At 65.6% G+C, this 22794-nt stretch carries 24 protein-coding genes; 12 read left to right on the forward strand and 12 right to left on the reverse strand.

Going from position 1 to position 22794, the window contains the following annotated elements; genetic code table 11:
* The first annotated feature begins 95 nt into the window (after window positions 1-95).
* Window positions 96-518, forward strand: coding sequence for a DUF2391 family protein (locus EGD98_RS19525; RefSeq protein WP_220590035.1), 423 nt, complete (start codon window positions 96-98; stop codon window positions 516-518).
* Here the strand turns inward: EGD98_RS19525 and EGD98_RS19530 are convergent.
* From EGD98_RS19530 to EGD98_RS19545, 4 genes are all read right to left on the reverse strand, one after another.
* A complete protein-coding gene (locus tag EGD98_RS19530) occupies window positions 515-2299 on the reverse strand; it encodes a transcription initiation factor IIB family protein (protein ID WP_220590036.1) in 1785 nt (594 codons plus the stop codon). The two genes, EGD98_RS19525 and EGD98_RS19530, sit on opposite strands and share 4 nt — an antisense overlap.
* A 139-nt stretch (window positions 2300-2438) precedes the next feature.
* Window positions 2439-3131 carry an SDR family NAD(P)-dependent oxidoreductase gene (locus EGD98_RS19535; RefSeq protein ID WP_220590037.1) on the reverse strand — a complete coding sequence of 231 codons (693 nt, stop codon included), beginning with the start codon at window positions 3129-3131 and terminating at the stop codon, window positions 2439-2441.
* Between the two features lie 42 nt (window positions 3132-3173).
* A complete protein-coding gene (locus tag EGD98_RS19540) occupies window positions 3174-3512 on the reverse strand; it encodes a hypothetical protein (protein WP_220590038.1) in 339 nt (112 codons plus the stop codon).
* Between the two features lie 116 nt (window positions 3513-3628).
* Complete coding sequence (locus tag EGD98_RS19545; RefSeq protein WP_236039675.1) at window positions 3629-4579, reverse strand: hypothetical protein; 951 nt, start codon at window positions 4577-4579, stop codon at window positions 3629-3631.
* Between the two features lie 241 nt (window positions 4580-4820).
* Here EGD98_RS19545 and EGD98_RS19550 point away from each other — a divergent pair, with 241 nt between their 5' ends.
* Window positions 4821-6269, forward strand: coding sequence for an ATP-binding response regulator (locus EGD98_RS19550; protein ID WP_220590039.1), 1449 nt, complete (start codon window positions 4821-4823; stop codon window positions 6267-6269).
* A gap of 296 nt (window positions 6270-6565) precedes the next feature.
* Window positions 6566-7225 (forward strand): helix-turn-helix domain-containing protein, encoded by a 660-nt coding sequence (locus tag EGD98_RS19555; protein ID WP_220590040.1) that lies wholly within the window; start codon window positions 6566-6568, stop codon window positions 7223-7225.
* Here the strand turns inward: EGD98_RS19555 and EGD98_RS19560 are convergent.
* Both EGD98_RS19560 and EGD98_RS19565 read right to left on the reverse strand, forming a co-directional pair.
* A complete protein-coding gene (locus EGD98_RS19560) occupies window positions 7222-7419 on the reverse strand; it encodes a hypothetical protein (protein WP_220590041.1) in 198 nt (65 codons plus the stop codon). The genes EGD98_RS19555 and EGD98_RS19560 overlap by 4 nt on opposite strands.
* Window positions 7420-7515: 96 nt before the next feature.
* The gene (locus EGD98_RS19565; protein ID WP_220590042.1) at window positions 7516-7713 is read right to left on the reverse strand and encodes a CopZ family metallochaperone; all 198 of its coding nucleotides are present in this window, start codon (window positions 7711-7713) and stop codon (window positions 7516-7518) included.
* Between the two features lie 132 nt (window positions 7714-7845).
* Between EGD98_RS19565 and EGD98_RS19570 the strand changes: the two genes are divergently transcribed.
* On the forward strand, window positions 7846-8439 hold the full coding sequence (locus EGD98_RS19570) for an AsnC family transcriptional regulator (RefSeq protein ID WP_220590043.1): 594 nt from the start codon (window positions 7846-7848) through the stop codon (window positions 8437-8439).
* Between the two features lie 3 nt (window positions 8440-8442).
* Here EGD98_RS19570 and EGD98_RS19575 read toward each other — a convergent pair whose 3' ends face one another.
* Both EGD98_RS19575 and EGD98_RS19580 read right to left on the reverse strand, forming a co-directional pair.
* Window positions 8443-8874 carry a type II toxin-antitoxin system VapC family toxin gene (locus EGD98_RS19575; protein ID WP_220590044.1) on the reverse strand — a complete coding sequence of 144 codons (432 nt, stop codon included), beginning with the start codon at window positions 8872-8874 and terminating at the stop codon, window positions 8443-8445.
* Entirely contained in the window at window positions 8875-9126 is a 252-nt protein-coding gene (locus EGD98_RS19580) for an AbrB/MazE/SpoVT family DNA-binding domain-containing protein (protein ID WP_220590045.1), read from the reverse strand.
* A 129-nt stretch (window positions 9127-9255) separates the two neighbouring features.
* Between EGD98_RS19580 and EGD98_RS19585 the strand changes: the two genes are divergently transcribed.
* Window positions 9256-10239, forward strand: coding sequence for a ring-cleaving dioxygenase (locus EGD98_RS19585; protein WP_220590046.1), 984 nt, complete (start codon window positions 9256-9258; stop codon window positions 10237-10239).
* A gap of 82 nt (window positions 10240-10321) precedes the next feature.
* Here the strand turns inward: EGD98_RS19585 and EGD98_RS19590 are convergent, their stop codons facing one another.
* Together EGD98_RS19590 and EGD98_RS19595 are read right to left on the reverse strand one after the other, a co-directional pair.
* Window positions 10322-10573 carry a DUF8028 family protein gene (locus tag EGD98_RS19590; RefSeq protein ID WP_220590047.1) on the reverse strand — a complete coding sequence of 84 codons (252 nt, stop codon included), beginning with the start codon at window positions 10571-10573 and terminating at the stop codon, window positions 10322-10324.
* 74 nt (window positions 10574-10647) lie between these two features.
* Window positions 10648-11088 (reverse strand): TRAM domain-containing protein, encoded by a 441-nt coding sequence (locus EGD98_RS19595; RefSeq protein ID WP_220590048.1) that lies wholly within the window; start codon window positions 11086-11088, stop codon window positions 10648-10650.
* A 173-nt stretch (window positions 11089-11261) separates the two neighbouring features.
* On the opposite strand from EGD98_RS19595, the gene EGD98_RS19600 reads away from it, so the two are divergent.
* Genes EGD98_RS19600 through EGD98_RS19610 form a run of 3 tightly spaced genes read left to right on the forward strand, consistent with a single transcriptional unit; the run spans window position 11262 to window position 15450 of the window.
* The gene (locus EGD98_RS19600) at window positions 11262-12983 is read left to right on the forward strand and encodes a histidine kinase N-terminal 7TM domain-containing protein (protein WP_220590049.1); all 1722 of its coding nucleotides are present in this window, start codon (window positions 11262-11264) and stop codon (window positions 12981-12983) included.
* Window positions 12980-14812 carry a histidine kinase N-terminal 7TM domain-containing protein gene (locus tag EGD98_RS19605; protein ID WP_220590050.1) on the forward strand — a complete coding sequence of 611 codons (1833 nt, stop codon included), beginning with the start codon at window positions 12980-12982 and terminating at the stop codon, window positions 14810-14812. The genes EGD98_RS19600 and EGD98_RS19605 overlap by 4 nt, the downstream gene beginning before the upstream one ends.
* A gap of 32 nt (window positions 14813-14844) precedes the next feature.
* Window positions 14845-15450: a GAP family protein gene (locus EGD98_RS19610; RefSeq protein ID WP_220590051.1), complete on the forward strand. Its 606-nt coding sequence runs from the start codon at window positions 14845-14847 to the stop codon at window positions 15448-15450.
* Here the strand turns inward: EGD98_RS19610 and EGD98_RS19615 are convergent, their stop codons facing one another.
* On the reverse strand, window positions 15451-16212 hold the full coding sequence (locus tag EGD98_RS19615) for an SDR family oxidoreductase (protein WP_220590052.1): 762 nt from the start codon (window positions 16210-16212) through the stop codon (window positions 15451-15453).
* Between the two features lie 221 nt (window positions 16213-16433).
* Here EGD98_RS19615 and EGD98_RS19620 point away from each other — a divergent pair, with 221 nt between their 5' ends.
* The 3 genes from EGD98_RS19620 to EGD98_RS19630 are packed head-to-tail and all read left to right on the forward strand — an operon-like array spanning window position 16434 to window position 20262.
* The gene (locus tag EGD98_RS19620) at window positions 16434-19085 is read left to right on the forward strand and encodes an alkaline phosphatase PhoX (RefSeq protein ID WP_220590053.1); all 2652 of its coding nucleotides are present in this window, start codon (window positions 16434-16436) and stop codon (window positions 19083-19085) included.
* Between the two features lie 56 nt (window positions 19086-19141).
* The gene (locus EGD98_RS19625; protein ID WP_220590054.1) at window positions 19142-19807 is read left to right on the forward strand and encodes a cell surface protein; all 666 of its coding nucleotides are present in this window, start codon (window positions 19142-19144) and stop codon (window positions 19805-19807) included.
* Window positions 19808-19833: 26 nt separating this feature from the next.
* Window positions 19834-20262 carry a hypothetical protein gene (locus EGD98_RS19630; protein WP_236039677.1) on the forward strand — a complete coding sequence of 143 codons (429 nt, stop codon included), beginning with the start codon at window positions 19834-19836 and terminating at the stop codon, window positions 20260-20262.
* 3 nt (window positions 20263-20265) lie between these two features.
* Here EGD98_RS19630 and EGD98_RS19635 read toward each other — a convergent pair whose 3' ends face one another.
* On the reverse strand, window positions 20266-20547 hold the full coding sequence (locus EGD98_RS19635) for a hypothetical protein (protein ID WP_220590055.1): 282 nt from the start codon (window positions 20545-20547) through the stop codon (window positions 20266-20268).
* Between the two features lie 239 nt (window positions 20548-20786).
* Between EGD98_RS19635 and malA the strand changes: the two genes are divergently transcribed.
* Entirely contained in the window at window positions 20787-22787 is a 2001-nt protein-coding gene (gene malA / locus EGD98_RS19640; RefSeq protein WP_220590056.1) for an alpha-amylase MalA, read from the forward strand.
* The last annotated feature ends 7 nt before the right edge of the window (window positions 22788-22794 follow it).

Genomic DNA, 22794 nt, shown 5'->3' on the forward strand with positions numbered 1-22794 from the left:
GCCACCTCGTCGGACATCCGTGAGCCGACCCTGCTACCCGTGACCTGGCGGCCCCCGCCCCAACTGGTATTGGCCAGACCCGTCAGTACGGACGTATGAAGCAACGTCAGAAACACAAGCTCGCGGACACCGCCCAGCAGATAGTGGGGGGGTTTCTGCTCGCCGGGCCGTTCGTCGTCACGCAAGAAGTCTGGCTGCTCGCACAGAACATGACGATGTTCCACAGCGTCTTCCTCGTCGGGGCCATCATGGCCATCGGCTACGGCGGCCTCTACGGCGCCGACAACGACCGTGACCCCAGGACGGAGGCCGCCTTTTTCGGTATACCGGTCCGATTTATCTCGGTGATGTTCGTCGCCTTCGGCTCCGTGGGTACACTGGCCTTTGCCATCACGGCCCCGGACCTGTTCCTCGAAGAGCTCCCCCCACGGACGACGTTACTGGTGACCTTCCGGGCACTCAGCGTGGCCGCGGTCTTCTCCGTCGTCGGTGCGGTGACGACGGACAGCCTGTTCTAGTCGCCCCGAAGTACGTCGAGAGTCTGGTCGTCGACGTACTGGCCCTCGCGGCCCGCGGTGTAGGCCTTGGCGATAGCGATCGCGCGGCCGGTCTCGGAGTCGCCGAGGGTGGGGGTCAGCTCGGACTGCAGTAGCTCCGTCGTCCAGGCGCAATCCTCGTATTCGATGTCACCGCGGACGAGCGCCATACAGAGCGAGACGACGATGCCATGCATCGCCGACGTGACGTATTCGGTCTCGGCGCCGGCGACGGCCGCCAGCCGGTCGACCTCCACCTGCGTCTGCCCGATGGTCGCGGCGAACAACACCGCGCCCGCGCCCAGTTCCGCGGCGGTGAACTCATCGACGTCACCGTCGAAGCGATCCAGCGAGCGGAGGCTCTCAGAGAGGACAGCCTCCGAGAGCCCCAGCTCCGCCACCACGTCCTCGACGATGTCCTCGGGGTCGCGCCGCGGGATATCCGCGTCGACGGCCTCGTCGAGAGTGTCGAGCCACTGTGCGATGACGCGTGGTTCGAACGAGCGCAGCCCCGCCACCTCGACGATGTCGGCGTCCCCGCCGCTCATCCGTGCAGCGGCGACCACCGTCGTGGCCGCGAGCTCGGCTGCGTCCTCCACGTCAGCGCCTTCGACGGCGTCACTGACCATCCCGCGAGCGAGCAGTCGGGTCGAGGAGCCGATATCCAGTTCCTCCACCAGGGCGTCGATTTCAGTCTCGACAGCGTCGACGGTCAGCGCGGCCTCGTTCTCGTCGGCGCCGGCCGGAATCCAGACGTCGACGGAGCCGGCGCGCTTGCGCTGGACAGCGCCGTCATCGGCCAGCGCTTTCAGTGCGCCCTCGGCGGCCGCTTCGCTCGTGTCGTGGGTCTCTGCCACGTTCGTCGTCGTCGGGAGTTCGTCGGGGTAGACGGACTGGACGGTCTCCAGGACGGCCTCCCCGTCGGCAGTCGTCGTGGACGAACTCGACGAGCCGGACGAACCGGCCGAACCCGACGAACTCGACGAACCCGACGAACTCGACGAACCCGACGAACCGGCCGAACCCGACGAACCGGACGAACCCGACGAACCGGACGAACCCGACGAACTCGACGAGCCGGACGACCCCGACGAACCCGACGCGCTTTCGTCACTGCCGGCGCCGTCGGCTGCGGTCGCCGCCTCCTCGTCTGCCGAGTCGGTCTGGCTCTCGTCGCTGGGCTGGTCCGGTGCCTGCGAGGCCGGCACCACCCGATAGCGGTCGTTCCCCAGCCGGTCGTCGAGCAGCTCCTGGAGGTCCTGACAGCGGTTCCGGACGGACACTTCGCTCGTGCCGGAGACCTTGCCGAGGGCACTCTGTTCGTAGTTGTCGTCCAGCCCGTTGACGAGCGCGGCAAGGGAGAGGACCCCACCGGCCGTCGCCGCGGGCGAGGGGCCGCCGGAGACGACGGTCGGGTCGAGCGCGAACGCGTCCTGCAGGAGTCGGTGCGCGACCGTCACGAGCTCCTCTGGCATATCGACGGACTCGCCGAAGCGCTGGACCAGGGTGTTCGGGTGTGGTGGTACCTCGGCGATGTCGAAGTAGTCGGAGACGGCCTCGAGTTGCTGGCTGGTGATATTGATGTCGGCGTCCGGCGCGTCGAGTGCGCCCGACCAGGCGCTCGCGATGTCTTCGTCCCGGACCGGGAGCCCGTCCTCCCGGGCGGAGAGTGCAAGCGCCGCGGCCGCGGTGTTATCGAGTCGGTCCTCGTTGACATCGGGCTCGTTGCGGAGCTGGTCCAGCCGGACCAGTGTGATCTGCATCGTGTTGTTGGGTATTTGCAATTTCTCACAGACCGTCACGAGCCGATTCTGCACTGAATTATCTGAGGTACTCGCCATTATACCTCGTTGTGCCCTTCATGGTGTTAAGTTTTGCATACTGCTAGCGAACGCGTCTCACTCACCAGTCGATGGGGCGACGGTCACGGAAGAACCCGCCGCTGGGGGCGTCTGGGCGAAAGCGGGCCAGCCAGACCGGTGTGTCGGCGCCCTGTTCGGGCGTCCGCGGGGCCGAACCGTCGGTCATGTCCGTCTGGACGTAGCCGGGACAGACCGAGTTAGCGAGCAGGTCCGGGTACTCACCGTCTAGATACCGTGTCAGCCCGTTCAAGCCCGTCTTGGAGATTCGGTAGGCCGGCATCTCACCGGACTGGGGCTCGGTGATGGCGCCCAGCCCCGAGGCGACGTTGACCACGCGGCCGCCCGGCCGGTCGAGCAACAGTGGCAGGGCGTGTTTGGTCAACACGACCGGTCCACGGAGGTTCGTCGCGAACGTGCGGTCGATGACCTCGGTCGGCATCGCATGCAGTGGCTCACGGGAGTCCATCACGCCCGCGTTGTTGACGAGCACGTCCAGCCGGCCGGCCTCGGTCTCGATGCGGTCGACTGCGGCGCGTATCTCGCTGTCTTCGAGAACGTCCAGTTCGACCGCGCGACGGTCGTCGTCGGTCACGTCTGCCGTGTCACGAGCGCCGGCGTACACTGTCGTTCCGTGGTCGACCAGCCCGTCGGCGATGCGCTTGCCGATGCCCCTCGTGGCGCCGGTGACCAGCGCGATCTGTCCGTCGAGACTCTCGTACAGTGGCACGTCCATGCCGCTACGCAGGGACCCGGCGTGGAAAACGGCTCGCCCGGATTAGACCGATATCGGGTCGGCGATACTCGACAGTGTCGCCATCGTCAGCCGGGGCGGCCCGTCGCGCTCGGCCGGACCGAGTGTTGACCCCCCGGCGTGGAATGTGCGCCTGTAGTCCTGCCATTCCCCGAACCGGGCCGTCGGGTCGAGGATGTCTCGCTCGCTGAACCCGGTGGGTTCGTCCACGACCACGACCGTGTCGGCCCCCGGTGTATCACCGATGTGTTCGAGCCGCAACCGGTCGCCGTACCGGTGACCGTATCGTTCAGTCACGTTGAGGACATCACCGGCCGCAAAGCCCGCCACCGCCTCTGTGACTCTGTACCCGTTGGGTTGCATACTGTGGGCAGCGGTAGACGCTTCGGTCGGAAAAACGTATTCGGGAGCTAATATTTGTGCAATATCACGAACGTCCGTCCGGGTCGACGGCGCCAGACGGGAGCGGGGCGGGCCACTCAGACCTGCTCGAACCCCTGCAGGGCGACCACGATACTCTCGTCGGCGGGGTCGGTCCGGACGCTGTAGGTCGTCGGGTGCCGCTGGTCGTGGGGGTACACCGACGGCTGGGGTACCTCGAAGCGTTCGGTGCCCGCGAACTCACGCAGGTACTCGCGGGTGAGCATCGGCTCGAGAAACGCCAGTTCGGGGTCGCCGTCGACGCCGACGAAGCCCTGGATGAGCGTGTTCGTGAACGCCGCGGGGTTCCCGGGAAGTTCCGGCGCGTCCGCCGGGGCCAGATGTTCGCCCATGTCGGTGATGTATCGCTCGGCAGCGGTCTCCGGCGGGGACCGGTTGTAGCCGGTCGGAATTTGCTCGTCGGGGATTCCGTCGTACGGAGCGCAATCGGGCCCCACGATGGCGTCGACGGTGTCGGTCCCGAGCATATGGAAGTGGACGTCGAAATGGGGCTTCGCCCAGGCCCCACCGCCGCCGGGGTGGCCGTCTGGGTTCCAGTTCAGGCCGAGGAAGGTAACCGGGGTCGCCTCGGCGTCCGGGAACGGGACGAAGAACTGGAGTGATTCGCGACGATGGATTTCTCGTGCCTGGCCGGTCGGCGCGTACTTGTCGTCGTAGGTCGGGTCGTCGCTGGTCCGGTCCGCGGCCAGTTCGTAGCCAGTCGGCAGTGACCCGGTCACCACCTCGCGGTCGAACTCGACGCCGTGGTACTTCGGGACCCCGGCTGGCGTCGCCGTCGAGAACGGGGTGACCTCGCCGTCCCCGAGTGTGACCGCCTCCCCGTAGGTCGTGATACCCTCGGGCGGGAAGCCCTCGCCGTCGTCGCCCGACGCCCCGACGGCGACGGAACCGCCACCACAGAGCGTCCCGGCCCCAGCGGCCCGCAGTAGCTGGCGCCGGCTCAGTTTCGGCTGTCGATGCGTCCCCGTGGGTAGACTCCGCTCGAACATATGGCGCTCCCTGTATCCCCGACGGTCGCACGACACGCCGCGGGTGTATTTGACATCTCCAGTCGAAAGTGTAATAAATTTGTGGGGATACAGCTTCTAAAACGATGAATTTGTGGGAGTATCTCTGAATGTATATGGCCGGCGGTCGAACGGACAACCGGCCCAGCACGCTGTGACCGGCGATTTGTTCAAGCTGTAACTACCCTAATATTCTTACAGGCACGCCTGTGTATGAGGGTGCATGGATAGTCCGATCCGGGTGCTCCACGTAGACGACGACCCGGACTTCAGAGAGCTGACCGCGGAGCTCCTCGAACGGGAGAACGACCGCTTCACCGTGTCGACTGCGCCGGGACCCGAGGCGGGTCGAGAGCGGCTGGAGTCGGCGGAGTTCGACTGTGTCGTCTCCGACTTCGATATGCCCGGCGAGTCGGGCATCGCGTTCCTCGAGACCGTCCGTGCTGACTACCCCGACCTGCCCTTTATACTGTTTACCGGAAAGGGGAGCGAGGAGGTGGCCAGCGACGCGATATCGGCCGGCGTGACGGATTACCTGCAGAAGGCCATCGGCTCCGAACAGTACGAACTGCTGGCCAATCGCATCGCCACGGCAGTCGACCAGTACCGCACCGCCCGCGAGCTGGAACGCCAGAACGACCTCTTCGAGAAGGCCGAGAGCATCGGCAACGTCGGCGCCTGGGAGTACGACATCGTCACGGACACCTCGTACGTCTCCGACGAGGTGTTGCGCATCCACGGGCTGGACACCGACGAGCATCTCACGCCCGAGGAGACCATCGAGTATTTCCACCCGGACGACCGCGACGAAATCCGAACGGCGTTTCGGGGGGCCATCGATGACGGCCGCGCCTACGACCTGGAGCTTCGGATGCGGGACGCCGACGGAACACAGCACTGGGTTCGGACGCGAGGAGAGCCACAGTCGGAGGACGGCGACATCGTCCGTGTCCGGGGTATCCTCCAGGACATCACCGAGCAAAAGCGGCGCGAAAAGAAGCTCGAACGACAGAACGCCAGGTTAGAGGAGTTCGCCCACGTCGTCTCCCACGATATCCGCAACCCACTGCAGGTCGCGAGCGGGAAACTCGAGATTGCCAGACAGACCGACGACCCCGAGGCGTTCACGCAGGCCGAAGAGGCGCTCGCCCGCATCGAGACCATCATCGAGAACATTTTGACACTCGCGCGCCACGGTCGGACGGTCGACGAGACCGAACCGGTCCAGTTGCAGGAGGTCGCCCAGGAAGCGTGGGAGACCGTCGAGACAGAGGGGCTCAACCTGTCGTTCGACACCGAGGTCGAGCTGGCGGCAGACAGCGACCGACTCCGACAGCTCCTGGAGAATCTGTTCGCCAACACTGTCGAACACGGTGACGGCGCACACACCATCAGAATCGGCGAGATTCAGCCGCTGTATACGGCGACACGCACCAGCGGGGACACAACCACGGGGTTCTACGTCGCCGACGACGGCGGCGGTATCCCCGAAGACATCCGCGACGAGGTGTTCGACTCGGGCTTTACGACCGCGGCAGAGAGCACCGGGTTCGGGCTGGCTATCGTCGCACAGATAGCCGAGGCCCACGGCTGGGACGTGACCGTCACCGACAGCTACGACGGCGGCGCCAGATTCGAATTCACGGAGCAGCCGGCCGGTGGGGCCGACTGAGACCAGCGCGGCGGTTGCCACTCGTCGGGACGTTCCGTGGGACCAAACCGCCACTAACCGTGGAGTACTGGAGTACAACCCGACGAGCGGCTGACAGCGGGGACCGAGCGCGGCTCCAAGCGTTCCCGTCGAATCGTCGTATCAAAACCGCTCCTGTCAGGTCCCCATCACCTGATTTTACTGGCCGGCCATGTACCGCTCAGCCTCGATTCCAGCCCGAAATCAGACGGACTACTTTCCAGAGCCCCCCTTTCGAGCGAAGATTCTTGTTGTTCGTTTGAGAAGAATCGCTCAGCATGGCTACCATCGTAATCGGGTCAGTGCCGACAGAAGAACTCGCACTGGCTCACACGTTCGAGGAACTTCCCGACGTGACCTTCGAGAGCGAGCGGATTATCCTGAGCGGTGACGATGCGGTGATGCCGTTGCTGTGGGCCCGTAACGCCACCCGCGAACCGCTCGAAGCGGCCATCGACGAGGACCCGACGGTGAACAACGTCAACCTGCTGGCCGACTTCGGTGACGAGTTGCTCTACCGGATGGACTGGATAGACCAGGTGCAGCTCCTCTTGCATATGCTGACAAACTCCGAAGCGACGATACTGGACGCTCACGGCCGACGCGAGGGGTGGCGAGTCCGGGTGATGTTCCCGGACCGGTCACACCTCTCCGAGACCCACGAGTTCTGCAAGGCCCACGGGATGGAATTCACCATCGAGTCCATCCGACAGATGGACGGCCAGCCCTCGGGCCGTTTCGGCCTCACCGAGGACCAGTATCTGGCGCTCATCACGGCCGTCGAAGAGGGGTACTACGACGTACCCCAGCAGCGGACGCTGGAGGAGCTGGCGGAGGAATTCGAGATATCACACCAGGCGCTCTCCGAACGGCTCCGACGGGGGACCGAATCACTCGTGGAGGACACGTTACTGGTGGGGACACCATCGGACGGTTAGTTGAACCGCCTGAGAAGCCGGACGAGCACGGAAGCGACCACACCGACGCCGCTAACGCGGGTCGAGAGTGCCGCCGCCCCGAGCAGGAGGGCGGCCGCCCAGTGCTCGCCACGGCGCAGGGCCATGGCAGCGTCGACGAGTGTGGAGATGATAGCGATGTTCCCGAGCGACGACCCCTTTGTCTGTGTTGGCATCGTAGCCACAGGTATGCCAACGACGTGTGAGAACGCTCCCCCTGTGTCTGCGGGGTGTATTTAACAGCCGAGAGCGCCGGCTGGCCGACACCGCTCTCAGGCCTGGGCCGTGTAGCCGGCGTCTTCGACGGCGGTCACGAGGGCGTCCTCGTCGGCGTCGCCGTCGACTGTCGCGGATTCCCCCTCGCGGTCTACACTGACCTCCGTGACGCCATCGACGTCACTCAGTGCGTCCGCGACGCTCTGTTCACAGTGCTCACAGCTCATCCCCTCGACGGTCAGTGTCGTCGTCATACACTCGTCTGTTGGGACGCCAGCGTTAAGCCGATTTCTCCTTCTATTTCCGCGGTAGGTGGCGACGTTCGCTTTCGGATTCAAAGATATATCGGCCGTACGCTTTTACCGCTTCACCGACTGGGGAGACGTATGCGCGACCTCGACGAGACGGACATGGAGATTCTGCAGCTGCTGCTTTCCAACGCCCGACGGCCCTACAGCGAAATCGCGGAGACGGTCGGCCTGTCGGCGCCGGCCGTCTCCGACCGCGTTGCGCGACTGGAGGAGGCCGGCGTCATCAACCGGTTCACGCTCGACGTCGACCGGTCCCAGCTCCGGTCTGGGATTCCGGTGCTGGTCACCATCGAGCCAGGTACCGACGACCCGGCGGCGCTGCGCACGTCGCTGCTGGAGACCGACGCGGTCGAGCACGTGTTCACGACCGCCGAGGCCGACCTCGTGGTGTTCGCCCGCGTCCCCGACAACGACATCGCCGGGTGGCTCGCGGATGCGGTGGATATGGACAACGTCGCCGACTTCGAGGTGGAACTGCTGGCGACCGCCGCGTGGTCGCCCGACCTGGGCGGAACGGAGTTTGCGCTCTCCTGTGCCCAGTGTGGCAACACGGTCGACAGCGAGGGGACCGCAGCGCGCATCGACGACTCGCTCTACCAGTTCTGCTGTCCCTCCTGTGAGGCCCGCTTCGAGGAGAAGTACGCGGAGTTACAGGAAGGAGCGGACTGAGACTCAGGGCCGGAACGGATTCGTCGGCGTGTCGAGACGTGTGACCGGCTCCGCGGCATCGAAATCATCGTCGAAGGCGTAGAGGAATTCGAGGTCAGCTGTCTCGATGTAGCCCACGATAGCCGCATCGACGAACGAGAACGGCGCGTGCTGTCTGAAGCGTGCCTTCGCCGTTGCGAGCCCGCTGTTAGTGAGTCTGTCGACGTGGAACCGGCTGTTCTCCTCGACGCGTGCGAGGAAATCCACCGCGGCTTCGTGGCCCACATGTGTCGTGAGACCGTTTATTGTCTCTGCCAAGACATAGTCCAGAACGACCAGTTCCGGGAGCGAGCCATCGTCAGCGGCCCTGAGAATCTCCAGTCCCCTGTCGTGGTCGCTATCACGCCGATAGAGTGCGGCAAACAGGACACTCGAATCGACCAGCGCTCGGGGCATCTACTCGACGTCGACGCCCCACGCGTCGTGCTCCTCGGCAGCGTTCGTCTCCCTCTCGCCGTCGTAGCCGTCGAAATCGGCGAACGTTCCCCGGCGTTGCTGGACGATTTCGACGCGGAGGCTACCGTCGTCGGCCAGCGACCACCTGAGCTGGTCCCCATCATCGATATCCAGTTCCCGGCGAATACGGGCGGGGATATTGGCCTGGTTTCCAGAAACCGTGCTTTCCGCACGGATATCGTCGCTGCTCATACGGGATACTCTGTCCGTATGCCTGAAAAAGCTAGTGTGATAGCACACTTGGGCGGATAGTAGAGCCACCGAGCCCGGTAACATCGGTGTCAGCGCGTATTAAAGTGCGAGGAAGGCCTAGAGGGTGATATGACAGTCTCCACACCCGGTATCCATCACGTGACCTGTATCGCGGGCGACCCGCAGCGAAACATCGACTTCTGGGTCGAGACGCTGGGACTCCGGCTCGTCAAGCGGTCGGTCAACCAGGACGACCCAGGCACCTACCACTTCTTCTTCGCCGACGCGGAGGGGACCCCCGGGACGAGCATGACCTTCTTCCCCTGGGAGGGGATGCGCCAGGGGAAGGTCGGCTCGGGACAGGTCGCGCGCACGGCCTTCCGCGTCCCAGAGGGCAGCCTCGACTACTGGGAGGACCGCTTCGACGAGTACGGCGTCGACTACGAGGACCGCGTCGAGCGCTTCGGCGAGACCGTCCTCCCCTTCTCGGACCCGGACGGCTTGCCGGTCGAACTGGTCGCGGTGGAACTTCCCGAGGACGAGCCGACGGTCCCGTGGACGGAGTTCGTCCCCGAGGAGTACGCCATTCGGGGATTCCACTCGGTGACGCTGTGGCTGGCCGACGCACAGCGGACCGAGGAGCTACTGGGAGAGATGGGGCTCGAAGAGGTCGGCACGGAGGAAGCCGAGGGTGACACGCCCGGTGACGAACGGACCCGCTTTGCCGCGAGCGGGCCGGTCGGGACGTACATCGACGTGCTCCCGACGATCCAGGGCGGTCGCCAGGGCCACGGCGTGGTCCACCACGTCGCCTTCCAGACGCCGACCGACGAGGAACAGATGGCGATGCGGGACGTGATACAATCGGACGGGCTGCGCCCGACACAGCAGATAGACCGCCACTGGTTCCGCTCGGTGTACGTCCGGGAACACGGCGGCGTCCTCTTCGAGCTGGCCACGAGCGGCCCGGGCTACACGAGCGACGAACCCCTCGGCGAACTCGGCGAACGGCTCGTCCTCCCCGGCGAGTTCGAGAACCGTCGCGAAGAGATCGAGGCGCAACTGACCGAGATTACGGTCCCGCGTTCCGAGTCGGCCGAGGCCGACGACTGATACCGACTGCTATAGCGATTTACCGCTCCGACCGCACGACGAAGGGTAACGTCGGTGGGCTGAGACCACATCTCCGACGCCGTCAGCCGCCCGGGCGATACCCCCGGCTCAGGAGGATACAGACGACGTTCAGGACGACCAGCAACGGGAGCCGGACCGCGGCCGACGTGGCGAGGTCGGTCACGAGCCCGGCGACGATGACGAGCGGGAGGACGATCGTACCCCAGAACGCCGAGGCGCGGAGCAGTTCGGCGATGTAACTCCCGCACGCGACGAGACCGGTGACAAACCGCCGGAGCGCCCCCGCTCCCAGCGTGTCCAGTCCCAGGCCCATACAGTGGGACGCGGGGCCGTGGGACAATAGTAATCGGTCTATAACGGGTCGCGTGGCGCCAAGTTACGCCGCGGTCACCGCACGGTGGCCTCGCCGACGGTCTCGGCGAATGCGACAGTTTCCTTGACGTCGGTTATCTCCACCTCGACTCTGTCGCCGGGTTTCGTGCCCGGAACGATGACGATGAACCCGCGCTCGACCTTGGCGATGCCGTCGCCCTGGTCGCCCAGCGTGTCGATGGAGACCGTGCGGACTTCGCCTTCCTCGACAGGTGGCCCCTGTTCGTGGGACGGGGCGGGGTCAGCCCGTGAGACGGAGGAGGGGGCCTCCTGGGCCGGGACTGTCTCCGTCTGTTCGTCCTCCTCGGCGGCCAGGAGCGCGACGCGGTATGACGTGCCCGTCTCGATGGAGCCGTTTTCGACGAGTTCAGGCGGGATAGCGACGGTGTAGCGGTCGCCCTCGTCTTCGACCGACGTCTCGAATAACAACCGAAGTGAATCAGATATTTCTGTCATTGCCTCGTCTACGAACCCCAGGGCTAAATCCTACCGGAATCGTCCTGTATAATTCGACTGGCCGTCACGTTCGGTTCGGGAACGCTCCGGACCCCGGTCTCTGGCCGGTCCCGATGTCAGCCGACGGCAAGGAACCCCGTGGTGTTTTTTCCGCGCGCTGTCTTGTCCGTGGTATGGTCAGCTCACTACCACTGTGGCTCTGGTACGTGAGCATCCAGGTCGTCTCGGCGGCCCTCCTCGCCGCCACCGGATATCTCGTTTGCTCACAGCCCGAAGCACACCACCAGCGGGAGTTCGTGGCCTACGTCGCCGTCCAGGCGGTCTGGCTGCTGGTCGCAACCACGAAGTTCCTCGTCGGGCCGCCCGAACTCAAGTACGCCCTGAGCCTGCTGACCGACCTGCTGGCCCTGGGTGCCATCACGTCCATCGCTTACTTCGCGACGGTGTATACGAACCGCTCGCTCTCGCTCCGGCGTCCACAGAACGCGCTCTTCGTGGGGTGGCTGGTCGTCGCTGTCGGGAGCATCCTCACAGAGCCGCTGTTCGGGTTCCAGTATGCCTCGGTTACCTACCACCAGGAGCCCATCGCGTATCTGGCTGTCACGCCCGGGCCAGCCTACCTGCTGGGTTCGGGGATGGCCGTCGCGGTTGTGCTGGTCAGTCTCGTCTACCTCACCAGGCTGTTCATCAGTTCGACCCACAGGCCGACCAGTTCGGTGCTGTTGCTGGTCGCCGCAGCGGTCGCCTCGTTCCTGCCTAATCTGGTGTCGACGCTCAATATCGTTCCGCTGCTGCCGGGCTATGATTACACGGTTTTCGGAATCGTCCCGTTGACCGTCATCCTGGGGTACACGGTCTTTTTCAGGGGCGAGCTCGATCTGGCTCCGATGGCCCGGGCCGAAATCGTCGACGATATCGACGACGTGTTGCTCGGGCTGGACGACGCGGGACGAGTCGTCGATTACAACGCCGCCGCCGGGCCCCTCCTCCCCGAGGACGTAGCCACTCCCGTCGGGACGGCGCTGTCGGAGCTGTTACCCGGTCTGGCCGCCGAGGTGCCCCTCCCGGAGGCCGGCGAGGACGACGTCTCGGCCACCTACACGACGGTCGTCGATGGCCGTCGAACCCATTACGCCGTGTCGGTATCGTCAATCGTCGAGCGTGGTACCGTCGCCGGCTACACGGTGGTCCTCCGGGACGTCACCGCGGTCGAACGGTCGAAGCGGGAGCTGCAACGCCAGAACGACCAGCTAGAGCAGTTCGCAAGTACCGTGGCTCACGACCTCCGGAACCCGCTCCAGGTCGCAGACGGCGCTGGAACCTTACTCCACGAGCAGCTCCAGGCCGCCGACGCGCCGGAGGCAGCCACCGCGGCTGACCACATCGACCGGGTGACCGGCGCGGTCGCCCGGATGGACGATAGACTGGACGAACTACAGACCCTCGCGAAACACGCCCAATCCGTGACCGAGACCGAGTCGGTGGAGTTCGGGGCGGCTGTCCGGGGGGCCTGGGACGAGGTCGACACCACGGATATGACCCTCGATGTCAGGTCTGGCGGGACTATCCAGGCCGAGCGTGGGCGGCTGGCCAGCGTCCTCGAACAGCTCGTCCGCCACAGCCGCGAGCGAGCAGCGGCCCGCGTCGAGGTCACACTCACCGAGTCCGGGTTTACGTATCGGGACGACGGCCGACAGATTCCTGCGACAGAGCACACCGAACTGTTCGATTCCGACACGACCACCACCGCACAGGGTGTCGGGCTCGGGCTGGAAATCGTGCGGACACAGGTCGAGTCCCAGGGATGGTCGATATCCATAGAGCAAGCCGATGAGCGGACCGCATTCGTCGTCACCGGTGCCGAGACGACGGTAAAGACGGAGCCACGAGCATGAACGGCTCGCCCCTTTCCCAGCCGGAGTACCATCCCATCATGGCGGCGTATGTCGGCCTCCTGGTCGCGACTATCGTCGTCCTCGCCCTGCTGAACGTGTGGGTCGTTCGTGGCCGGTCGACGTCTCGTATCCGGGCCGTCCTGCCGCTCCACACCGCCGCGATGGTGTGGGCGGGCGTCGCCGCCCTCGAACTGCTCGTCGTCGACCCCACACTGGGCCGCTGGCTGGTGTATCTACGCACCGCCTGCTCCTATCTGACTGTGGTGCTTTTCGTCTACTTCGGGACGGTGTACAGCGGCCGCTCGACCTCGCTCAGACGACCGTTCAACGCCCTGTTCCTCGGTGGGATGGGTATCGGGTTCCTGGGGCTGGTGACCGACCCGTGGCTCGGGTTGCACTTCGACCCCCTGGTGCGTGCCACAGAGCCGTTCCCGTACTACCGCACTGGCTTCAGCCCCCTGTGGCAGTTCAGTTTCGTCTTATCGTACGTCGGAATCGCGATGTCGCTGTACTACCTGACGGAGCTGCTGGTCACCTCACAGCACCGGTCGCGCCGACCGCTGGTCGCCTACAGCCTCGGCATCCTGCTCGGACTCGTGCCCGGCGCAGTCACGTTCGTCGCCGAGGTACCGACACTGCCCGGGTACGACCACACCGTCCTCGGGCTCAGTATGGTCAGCGTGGGCACGTTCGTCGGTGCGTGGCTCGGGATGGTCGAAATCGCGCCCATCTCACGGGACCGGCTGCTCGAGACCTCCGGAGACGGGCTCGTTGTCTGTGACGACACCGGGACAGTCGTCGACCACAACGAGGAGGCCAGGACGTTTTTCACTGGCGAGAGAGCGCCCGTCGGGTCGCCGCTCGCGACGGTCGCACCCGCGCTGGCAGCGGCCCTCGACGATAGCGACGGGAGCGGGACTGCCTGGGACGACTCGGCCTCGGATACCGAGTTCACCCGGGACGGGCGGTGGTACTCGGTGGTCATCTCGCCCGTGACCGACGGTGGGGCGGTCTCGGGGTCGGCACTGCTGGTACGGGACGTGACCGAACGCGTCGAGAACCGGCGGGAGCTGCGGCGTCAGAACGAGCAACTCGACGAGTTCGCCAGCAGTGTCTCCCATCACCTTCGCAACCCGCTCCAGGTCGCCGCCGGGCAGACCGAACTGGCCCAGGACCGCCTCGGTGAGTCGCCGCCGGAGGATGTGGACATCGGCCGACTCGACGACCTCGATGGCGCACTCGACAGGATGGCAGCTATCATCACGGACCTGCGGACACTCGCCGAACAGGGCAAGTCGGTCGAATCCACCGACTCCGTCCCGTTCGACGCGACGGTCCGGACCGCCTGGGCCCACGTCGACACCGGGAGCGCGACGCTGGCAATCGAGCGCGATGGGACGATAGCGGCCGAACAGAGCCGACTGCTCAGCATCCTGGAGAACCTCATCCAGAACAGTGTCGAGCACGGTTCGACGAGCAATCGGACCGAGTCCGATGACGCCGTCGAAGGCCATGGCCCCGATGCACGGGACGACCGGGACACAGCGGACACGGCCCTCAGCATCACGGTTCGTCTCACCGACGAGGGCTTCGTCTTCGAGGACGACGGGTGCGGTATCGACGCCGACCTCGACCGGCTGTTCGACTACGGCTACACCACCAGCAGCCAGGGGACCGGACTGGGGCTGTGCATCGTCCAGACGATGGTCCAGTCCCACGGCTGGTCGATACGGGTCGACCCCGACCACGACGGAGCCCGCTTCGTCGTCAGCGACGCGGTCACGAGCGTCGGGCCAGCAGAGGCTTCGGTGGCCTGGAATAAGCAGTGAACAACATTATTGGAGCCGGGCCGCCGTCTGTCATGAGCCTGCTCACCGTCCTCCCGCTGGCGGTCGTCATGGTCGCGGGTCCGCAGTTTCTCAGCGCCATCTTCCTCGCGACGAGCGACCAGTGGCGGCGCAACTCGGCGGCCTACGTCACTGGCGCGGCCCTCGCTATCAGCCTCGTCGTGGCGGCAGCGTACTTCCTCGCGACCGGGACGCGGTCGGCCGGGGCCTCGAACACGTCGCTTACCTGGGTGGTCCTCGTCGTGCTCCTCGTCGTGGCTGTCAACGTCTACCGTACCCGAGAGACCGCCGAACCACCCGCGTGGATGGGGAAGTTGACCGGGGCGAACCCACGGTTCTCCTTCCGGCTTGGCTTCCTGCTGTTGGGGTTCTTTCCCACGGACCTTCTCACGTCTATCGCCGTCGGCACGAGCCTCTCCAGTGAGGGCGCACCGCTGGTCGACGCGGCAGGCTTTCTGTTCGTGACACTCGGTCTACTCGCGCTCCCCTCACTGACGGTGCTGGCGCTGGGCGAGCGCGCCGAGCGGTTCCTCCCGAAAGCGCGAGACTGGATGACCGACAACGCGTGGGTGGTCAACGAGTTCGTCATCGGTATCTTCATCGTCCTCACGCTGACGTGACTACTGCGCGGTGTACCCCCCGTCGACGACGAGGTTGTGGCCGGTGACGTACGACGACTCGTCGCTGGCGAGGAAGAGTGCGGCGTCGGCCACGTCGCCGGGCTGGCCGTCCCGGCGAAGCGGTATCCCTTCCTCCATCGTCCCAGCAATCACCTCGTCTTCCGTCGTCATCGCCGTCTCGATTACCCCGGGGTTGATAGCGTTGACACGGATGCCGTCGGGCCCGAGTTCGAGCGCGAGTTCCCGTGTGAGGTTCGTGATACCGCCCTTCGAGGCGCAGTAGGTCGACGCGCCAGGGTAGCCCACGAGCCCCGCGACCGAGGAGAGGTTGACGATGCTGCCACCGCCATCGTCGCGCATTACGTCAGCAGCGAGTTTGCTCCCGAAGTACACCCCCTTCAGGTTGATATCCATGAGCCAGTCGTAGTCCGCCTCGTCGACCGTCTCGATTGGCGCACTGGCCGTGAACACGCCCGCGTTGTTGACCATCACGTCGAGCCCCCCGAACACGTCGGTCGCAGTCGCCACGGCAACTTCTATGTCCCCGACGACGGAGACGTCAGTCTCGACAAACGCGGCTCGCTGGTCGGTCTCTGTCTCGATACGCTCGTGGGTCGGGTCACCGCCCTCGCGGGGGTCCTCGCGGATGTCCGCGACGACGATGTCCGCGCCCGCCTCCGCGAACCGCAACGCGATTGCCCGGCCGATGCCGGACGACGCCCCCGTTATCAGTGCCGTTCGGTCGCCCAATCTGTCAGTCATGTGACTTCACGTCGGGCGGTACCAGTCGGGGTGGCAAAACAGTTAGCGATGGTGAGGCCTTGTAATTCAGGTACGTACCACCACGGAGCGTCCGTACCACACCGTAGAATCGCCAGGTTTCCGATTGAGAGTGGTTCACGCACCATTGGTTCCAGTATTTTGTTCGGCTAAATATCAATAATATAAAATGTCTTTGGTGGTACAACTCTCCGTCCACCCGCATGGTCGATTTGACTCGACGGAATCTGCTTGCATCGTCGGTGGCAGCGGCACTGGGGGCCAGCGCGGTCGGGCTGGCCAGCGGTGACGAAGTCCCTGAGAGCGACACGCCGGGCGCGCCCAGCGTCCAGGGGTCACTGAAACGGTTCCTGACGACCGCCTACGGGGCCGAGGTGACGGGCCCGTTCGTCTTCGAGGATGGCGGGCTGCTGTACAGCCTCCAGCACCCCAGCGAGGAGAACCCCGAGCCCTACGGTCGGGCGTCGGTCGGCTACTTCAGCGGCTTCCAGTTCGAGTTCGACGGGAGCAACGACGATTTCACCGAAGTGGGCATCCCGGACACAGAGGAGAAACAGCGGGAGGTTCGCTCCGAGAGCGGCGACTACGAGACACTGTTCCAGGGCCGCGAGCCCATCGGCGACGGGAGCGAGCGCCTCGGCGTCGTCCAGACGCCCGACGGAACCGATATCACCATGGACAACTTCGCCGGAACCCAGTACGGCGGCCCGGCCACCAACCCGGACTGCAACCAGTTCGTCCCGACGAACGACGCGGGGACGGAGGGGTACCTGTTCACCAACTGGGAGAACAGCCCCGGCAACGTCACGCGGGTGTTCATCAGCCAGGACGGGGCGGGCGAGTGGCACGCCGACCTCGACGACGCGATGAACCTCGCGAACACCGACTCCCTGCGGGAGCTGGGCGGGACCCGAATCAACTGCTACGGCGACCTGAGCCCGTGGGGGACGATGATATCCTCCGAGGAGAACTATGCCCACGCACGCGTCTCGCTGACGGCGACAGTCAGCGATATCGTGGAGGCAGAGAGCGGGAAGGGTCTCATCGGTGGCTGCCAGTTCTGGAACCGACCGAACCCGACCGAGATTCAGAGCGCCGCCGAGGAGTACTTCGACGACGCCGGGTTCATCCAGGGGTACTGGGCGCTCGACGGCGTCGAGTTCCTCGCCTACTACCTCGGCGCAGACCGGGTCGATCAGGCCGACGACAACGGGACCAACACGACGAACCCCATCGGCGACGTCTACCCGAACCCCTACCGGTACGGCTACCACGTCGACTTCCGCGACCCGGCGGCCGACGAGCCCGAAGCGGTCAAATACTACGTGATGGGGCGGGCCTCGTGGGAGGCGCCGGACATCCAGGGCGACGAGCAGACCGTCTACGGCTGTTCCGACGGCGACAGCAAGGGTATCTACAAGTTCGTCGCCGACGAGCCCATCCCGAGCTACGACGACACCGACGACATCGCGGGCACGCTGTACGCACCCAAGATAACGAACGATGCGGCCAACGCCTCGGAGGCCGGCGAGCGAAACTCCCCGGCCCAGACACCGCTGGAAGTCGAGTGGCTGGAACTCGGCCACGCCACGAACGGCGAGATAGAATCGTGGATTGCCGAGTACGACGATATCACCCAGGAAGACTATCTCGATACCCACGCCGAGACCGACTGGACCGAAGACCTCGCAACGGCCCTCGAAGAGGCCGACAGGGCGGTCATAGCGAACGGTAACCAGAACTACGTCACGAACGAGGAGATAGTCGAGTGGGCCCGGCAGTACGAGGCCGACGGCCCCGACAGCGTCGACGAGGAGCTCCGCCGCGTTCCCTTCATCGAGACCCGCGCCGCCGCGAAGGAGATCGGCGCCTCCGTCGAGTTCAACAAGGCCGAAGGCGTCGACTCTGTCGACGACTCCGAGCCCGGCGACTTCGTCTACTTCGGCATCTCTGAGTTCAACGACGACCTTGCGAACGACGAGGGCGACATCCAGCTGGACCGCGTCGACGGCGGCGTCGTCTACCGCGCGGAGCTCGAACGGGACTACAACGTCTCGACGCTCGAACCGGTCATCACCGGGCCGGACTTCACCGACAGCCCCGCCGACGCCGACGACGCCCTGCGCAACATCGACAACGTCTACACGATGCGTGACGGCCGCGTCATCTGCTGTGAGGACGGCTTTGGCGGCCCCGCCCGCTCGTACCCCAACGACGGGCTCTACGTCTTCCAGCCCGACGTGCTGGTCGACGTCGACGCCGTCGCAGTCGGCAACGGCGCGACGGGGACCGCGGCGCTCTCGGCCTCCGCGCTCCCGTCGGGCTTTTCGGGTGCCCGCATCACCGTCTCGGTGAGTGACCCCGACGTGGCAACGATAACCGGGGTGTCGTTCCCTGAGGCACTCGGGCTCACCGAAGCAACCGTCAGCGACGACGGCGACAGCGCGACCATCCGCGTCACGGACACCGAGGACGAAATTGGCGCAGGTGGCCTCGACGTCATCCTCGCGACACTGACAGTGCGTGGCGATGGCACCGGAACGACGGATATCACCGTCGAGGTCGACCAGATGGACGACGACGCCGGCTCGGCGATAGACGCCGAGGCCCGCGAGGGCGTGCTGGTCACCGGCCCGCCGCCGGTCGATGGCGACGCCACCCCCACTGACCCCGACGACGACGGGCGCTACGAGGACCTCAACGGCAACGGGCGACTGGACTACGCGGACATCCAGCTCCTGTTCGAGAACTTCGACCGCGACAGCGTCCGCCTGAACAAGACCGCCTACGACTTCAACGAGAACGGTCGGCTGGACTTCGACGACGTCGTCGACCTCTACGAGGACGTCAACTGAGAGGGCCACAGACAGTTGGACCGGCGTCTGAACATCACTATTTGTTCCAACCCCACATGACACATCGACAGCCGATACCGACCCTCACAGCCGTGCTCGTCGCCGTTGTGGTTCTCGCGGCAGTGTCGGGCGCCGGCGCTGCGGCACAGACCGACGACCCCGGAGTCAGAGTCACCGACGGGACGACGACTTCCGGCGGAAACACTACAGTCGGCGTGGTACTCACGTCGGCCCCGAACGGCCTCTCGGGCTACTATCTCGACCTCACGGTACAGTCGCCAGAGGGGGCTCGCGTGGTCAACGCCAGCTACCCCGACCAGTTCGGACTGACAACGGCACCGGCGTACAGCGAGGACGGCACCACCGTCACAGTCGAAGCGGCCGACGTGAACGACGTCGTCGAGCCCGGTGCGGCCGACATACAGCTCGCGACGGTCGAGATAGCCGGCGGGACCCCCGGCGACCTGGCGGTTGGCGTCGAGCCGCGGCAGTTCGACGACGACGATGGAGAGTCGTTCCAGCCCGCCCAGGTGAGCGACGAGACCCCGACGACCGAACCAGATACGCCGACCACCAGCACTGGTCCCGAGCCCACCGACGGACAGGGAGCCGCGAACGGCTCGGCGACGGCCTCCGGCGGAAGCGGCCCGCTCTCACCGGCGCTGGTCGTGGGCGCGGTCGCCCTGCTGGTCGGTGTCTGGTTTCGGCGGAGCGAGGCGTAGCACACAGACCGACCCACACGCAGACAATGTCACGAAGCCACCACCAGACTGACGGCACAGACGGCACCGAATCGATGTATCGAACGCACATCCTCGACGTGCGAATCGTCGAGGCGAGCGGCTCCGACGGCGAGACAGTCTACCGGTTCGAGGCTCCCCACCACCGGGGTATCGAGTTCGAGGACCCCGACAGCGCGTCGCTGTACGCCGACGTCTACTTCGACGTCAACGGGTTTCAGGAGGACGGTACTGGCCATCGGGGTGTCCCGCCGAAAATCATCCAGGCCGGCCGGGACACACTGGTCGCGTACTTCATGACCCAGCCCGACATCGACGAGAACTGGGTGGCGTCGTACTACGGGGAGAAACCGGAGAAGGTGACCCGGTACGTCACCCGGGTGCGCAAGCGCGCGAGGAGGATACGTGAGGGCGTCAGAGAACGGGGCCACGAGTAGCCGCTAACTCGACTCCACGAGCGCGGCAGCGACGGCTTCGAGTTGCGCTTTGCGGAAGGCGGTCTGTGTCTGCTCGGGGTCGTCGGTCTCCAGTTCGCCGATAGCCGAAAGGATGCCGGCCCGCATCTGGGGTTTCGACGGGAACCTGTCCGTGTGGATATCGTAGCCCACGGCCCCACAGATTGCGGCCAGGGACTCCTTGGTGAACGCCGTCGACTCGGGGCGCTCGAACCGGCCGACCGCGGTCCTGATTTCGTTTCGTAGTTCGTCGACAGTCGGTGACATGCGTTGACGACCGTCTGGGTCAGTGGTGTGGCTTGTGGTTTCCTCTCGCGGGGCGTCCCCTGGAGGTCAGGGCAGTATGGTCGCCCAACTGACCTGTAACGAGAGGTTTCACGCCGTCCCACGTGGTCGATAGGGGCAAATTCCGGGACACCTCTAGACTCACTAACCAGAAATATCTCATGTGAGAAGCGAGTGGTCACCGCAAGGCCCAAGACACTCCTAATCGCAGAGATACATATATGCATCACCCTGGACCGCCACGGTTCGTGGCCGCCGGTGACGAGATAGAACTCGCACCGCGTGACCCCGACCCATCGGCGACCTACAGGTGGCAGCTCGTACAGACTCCCGAGGACTCCGACGCGACCGTCGGCGACGAGCCCGTCGAGCAGCTGGTCCCGGACGTGCCGGGCACCTACGTCGCCGAGCTCACTGCGCCCGACGGCCGGCACCGCCTCACCGTGCGGGCGTTCCCCAGCGCGCTCTCCCCTGCCGGTGTTGGGGGGGCCTCGGGCTCCGGGTTCTCCGGTCGCCGGAGCGGACAGGTCAGTGGCGGCGTCTCCGGTGGCGTCAGCGGCGGCCGGAGCGGCTCGGGCAGCTACGGCGAACTCGCCACGCGCGAGAAAGGCGAGGGCGGCCGCCCACGCCTGACGCTGACGCCGGTCGTCGAGGGCGACGACGCCGTCGTCGAGGCCGACCCCCAGCCCCACCCGAACGCGACGGAGACGGCCGACGACCTGGCGGTCGAGTTCCTGGTAGACGACCGCGACGACGTCGACCCGAGCGCCGTGACAGTCGGCGACCGCGAACTGCGGGTACCACTTTCGGCCGTCGGCGACCGACTGCGCGTCCACGCGGTCGCAATCGGCGAGGACGGGTACAGTGTCGCAGATGCCGCGGAGTTCGAGCGAGACGAAGAAGAGCTCGCGACCGACGGCGGCACCGCCGTCCAGACGGGCCAGACCGTCACCACGAACCAGCCATACCACCCGCCCGAGTGGGCCGAGGAGTCGGTCATCTACGAGATTTACATCCGCACCTTCGGCGGCGAGGAGGGCGAGGCGTTCGACGCTATCGTCGACCGCCTCGACTACATCGACTCTCTCGGGGTGGACACCATCTGGCTCACGCCGGTGCTCCAGAACGACCACGCGCCCCACGGCTACAACATCGTGGACTTCCTCTCAATCGCGGACGACCTGGGCACGCGAGAGGACTACGAGCGGTTCATCGACGCGGCCCACGAGCGGGGCATCAACGTCCTGTTCGACCTGGTCTGTAACCACTCCGCGCGCACCCACCCGCACTTCCAGGCCGCCGTCAACGACAAGGAAAGCGAGTATCGGGAGTGGTACGAGTGGCGCGGCGACACCGAGCCCGAGACGTACTTCGAGTGGGAGCATATCGCGAACTTCAACTTCTCGCACCTGCCGGTGCGCCGATACCTGCTGGACGCCGTCGAGAAGTGGCAGCCACTGGTCGATGGCTTCCGCTGTGACATGGCGTGGGCGGTCCCGAACAACTTCTGGCGGGAGATCCACGACAGCTGCAACGACGCCGACGACGACTTCCTGCTGCTGGACGAGACCATCCCGTACATCGCGGACTTCCAGGCCGGCCTGTTCGACATGCACTTCGACTCGACGCTGTACTTCTCCTTGCGCCAGGTCGGGGGCGGCCAGGACGCCGAACTGGTCCTCGACGCCATCGACGAGCGTACCGAGGCCGGCTTCCCGGACCACGCCTCGTTCATGGTGTACGCCGAGAACCACGACGAGACGCGTTACATCGTGGACTACGGCAAGGAAGCGGCCGAGGCGGCCGCGGCCGCGACGTTCACGCTGCCCGGCGCACCGATGGTCTACGCCGGCCAGGAGTTCGGCCAGCGAGGCCGTCGCGACGACCTGGCGTGGGACCACGCCGACGACGAGATGCGCGAGTTCTTCAGTTCGCTCGCCGACGTGCGCAAACAGACCCCGGCGCTGTCGGCCGACGGGGAGCTCTACCGCGTCGACTACGCGGTCGAGGAGGGCTGGGACGACCGCGTCGTCGCCTACGCCCGTGCGACCGAGGAAGAAGCCGCCGTCGTCGTGCTGAACTTCGGCGAGGAGCCGGCGACGGTGGCGGTCCCCGAGGAGGCGTCCAACCACGACATCGTCGCCGACGAGGACGTCGGTGCCGATGGGGCGGCCGTCACGGTCGACAGTGCCGTCGTGCTGCCGGCAGACAGCCTCGTATAGTGACCGA

Origin of the sequence: Haloarcula salinisoli (assembly GCF_019599405.1) — an archaeon.
In the GTDB taxonomy this organism is placed as follows: domain Archaea; phylum Halobacteriota; class Halobacteria; order Halobacteriales; family Haloarculaceae; genus Haloarcula; species Haloarcula salinisoli.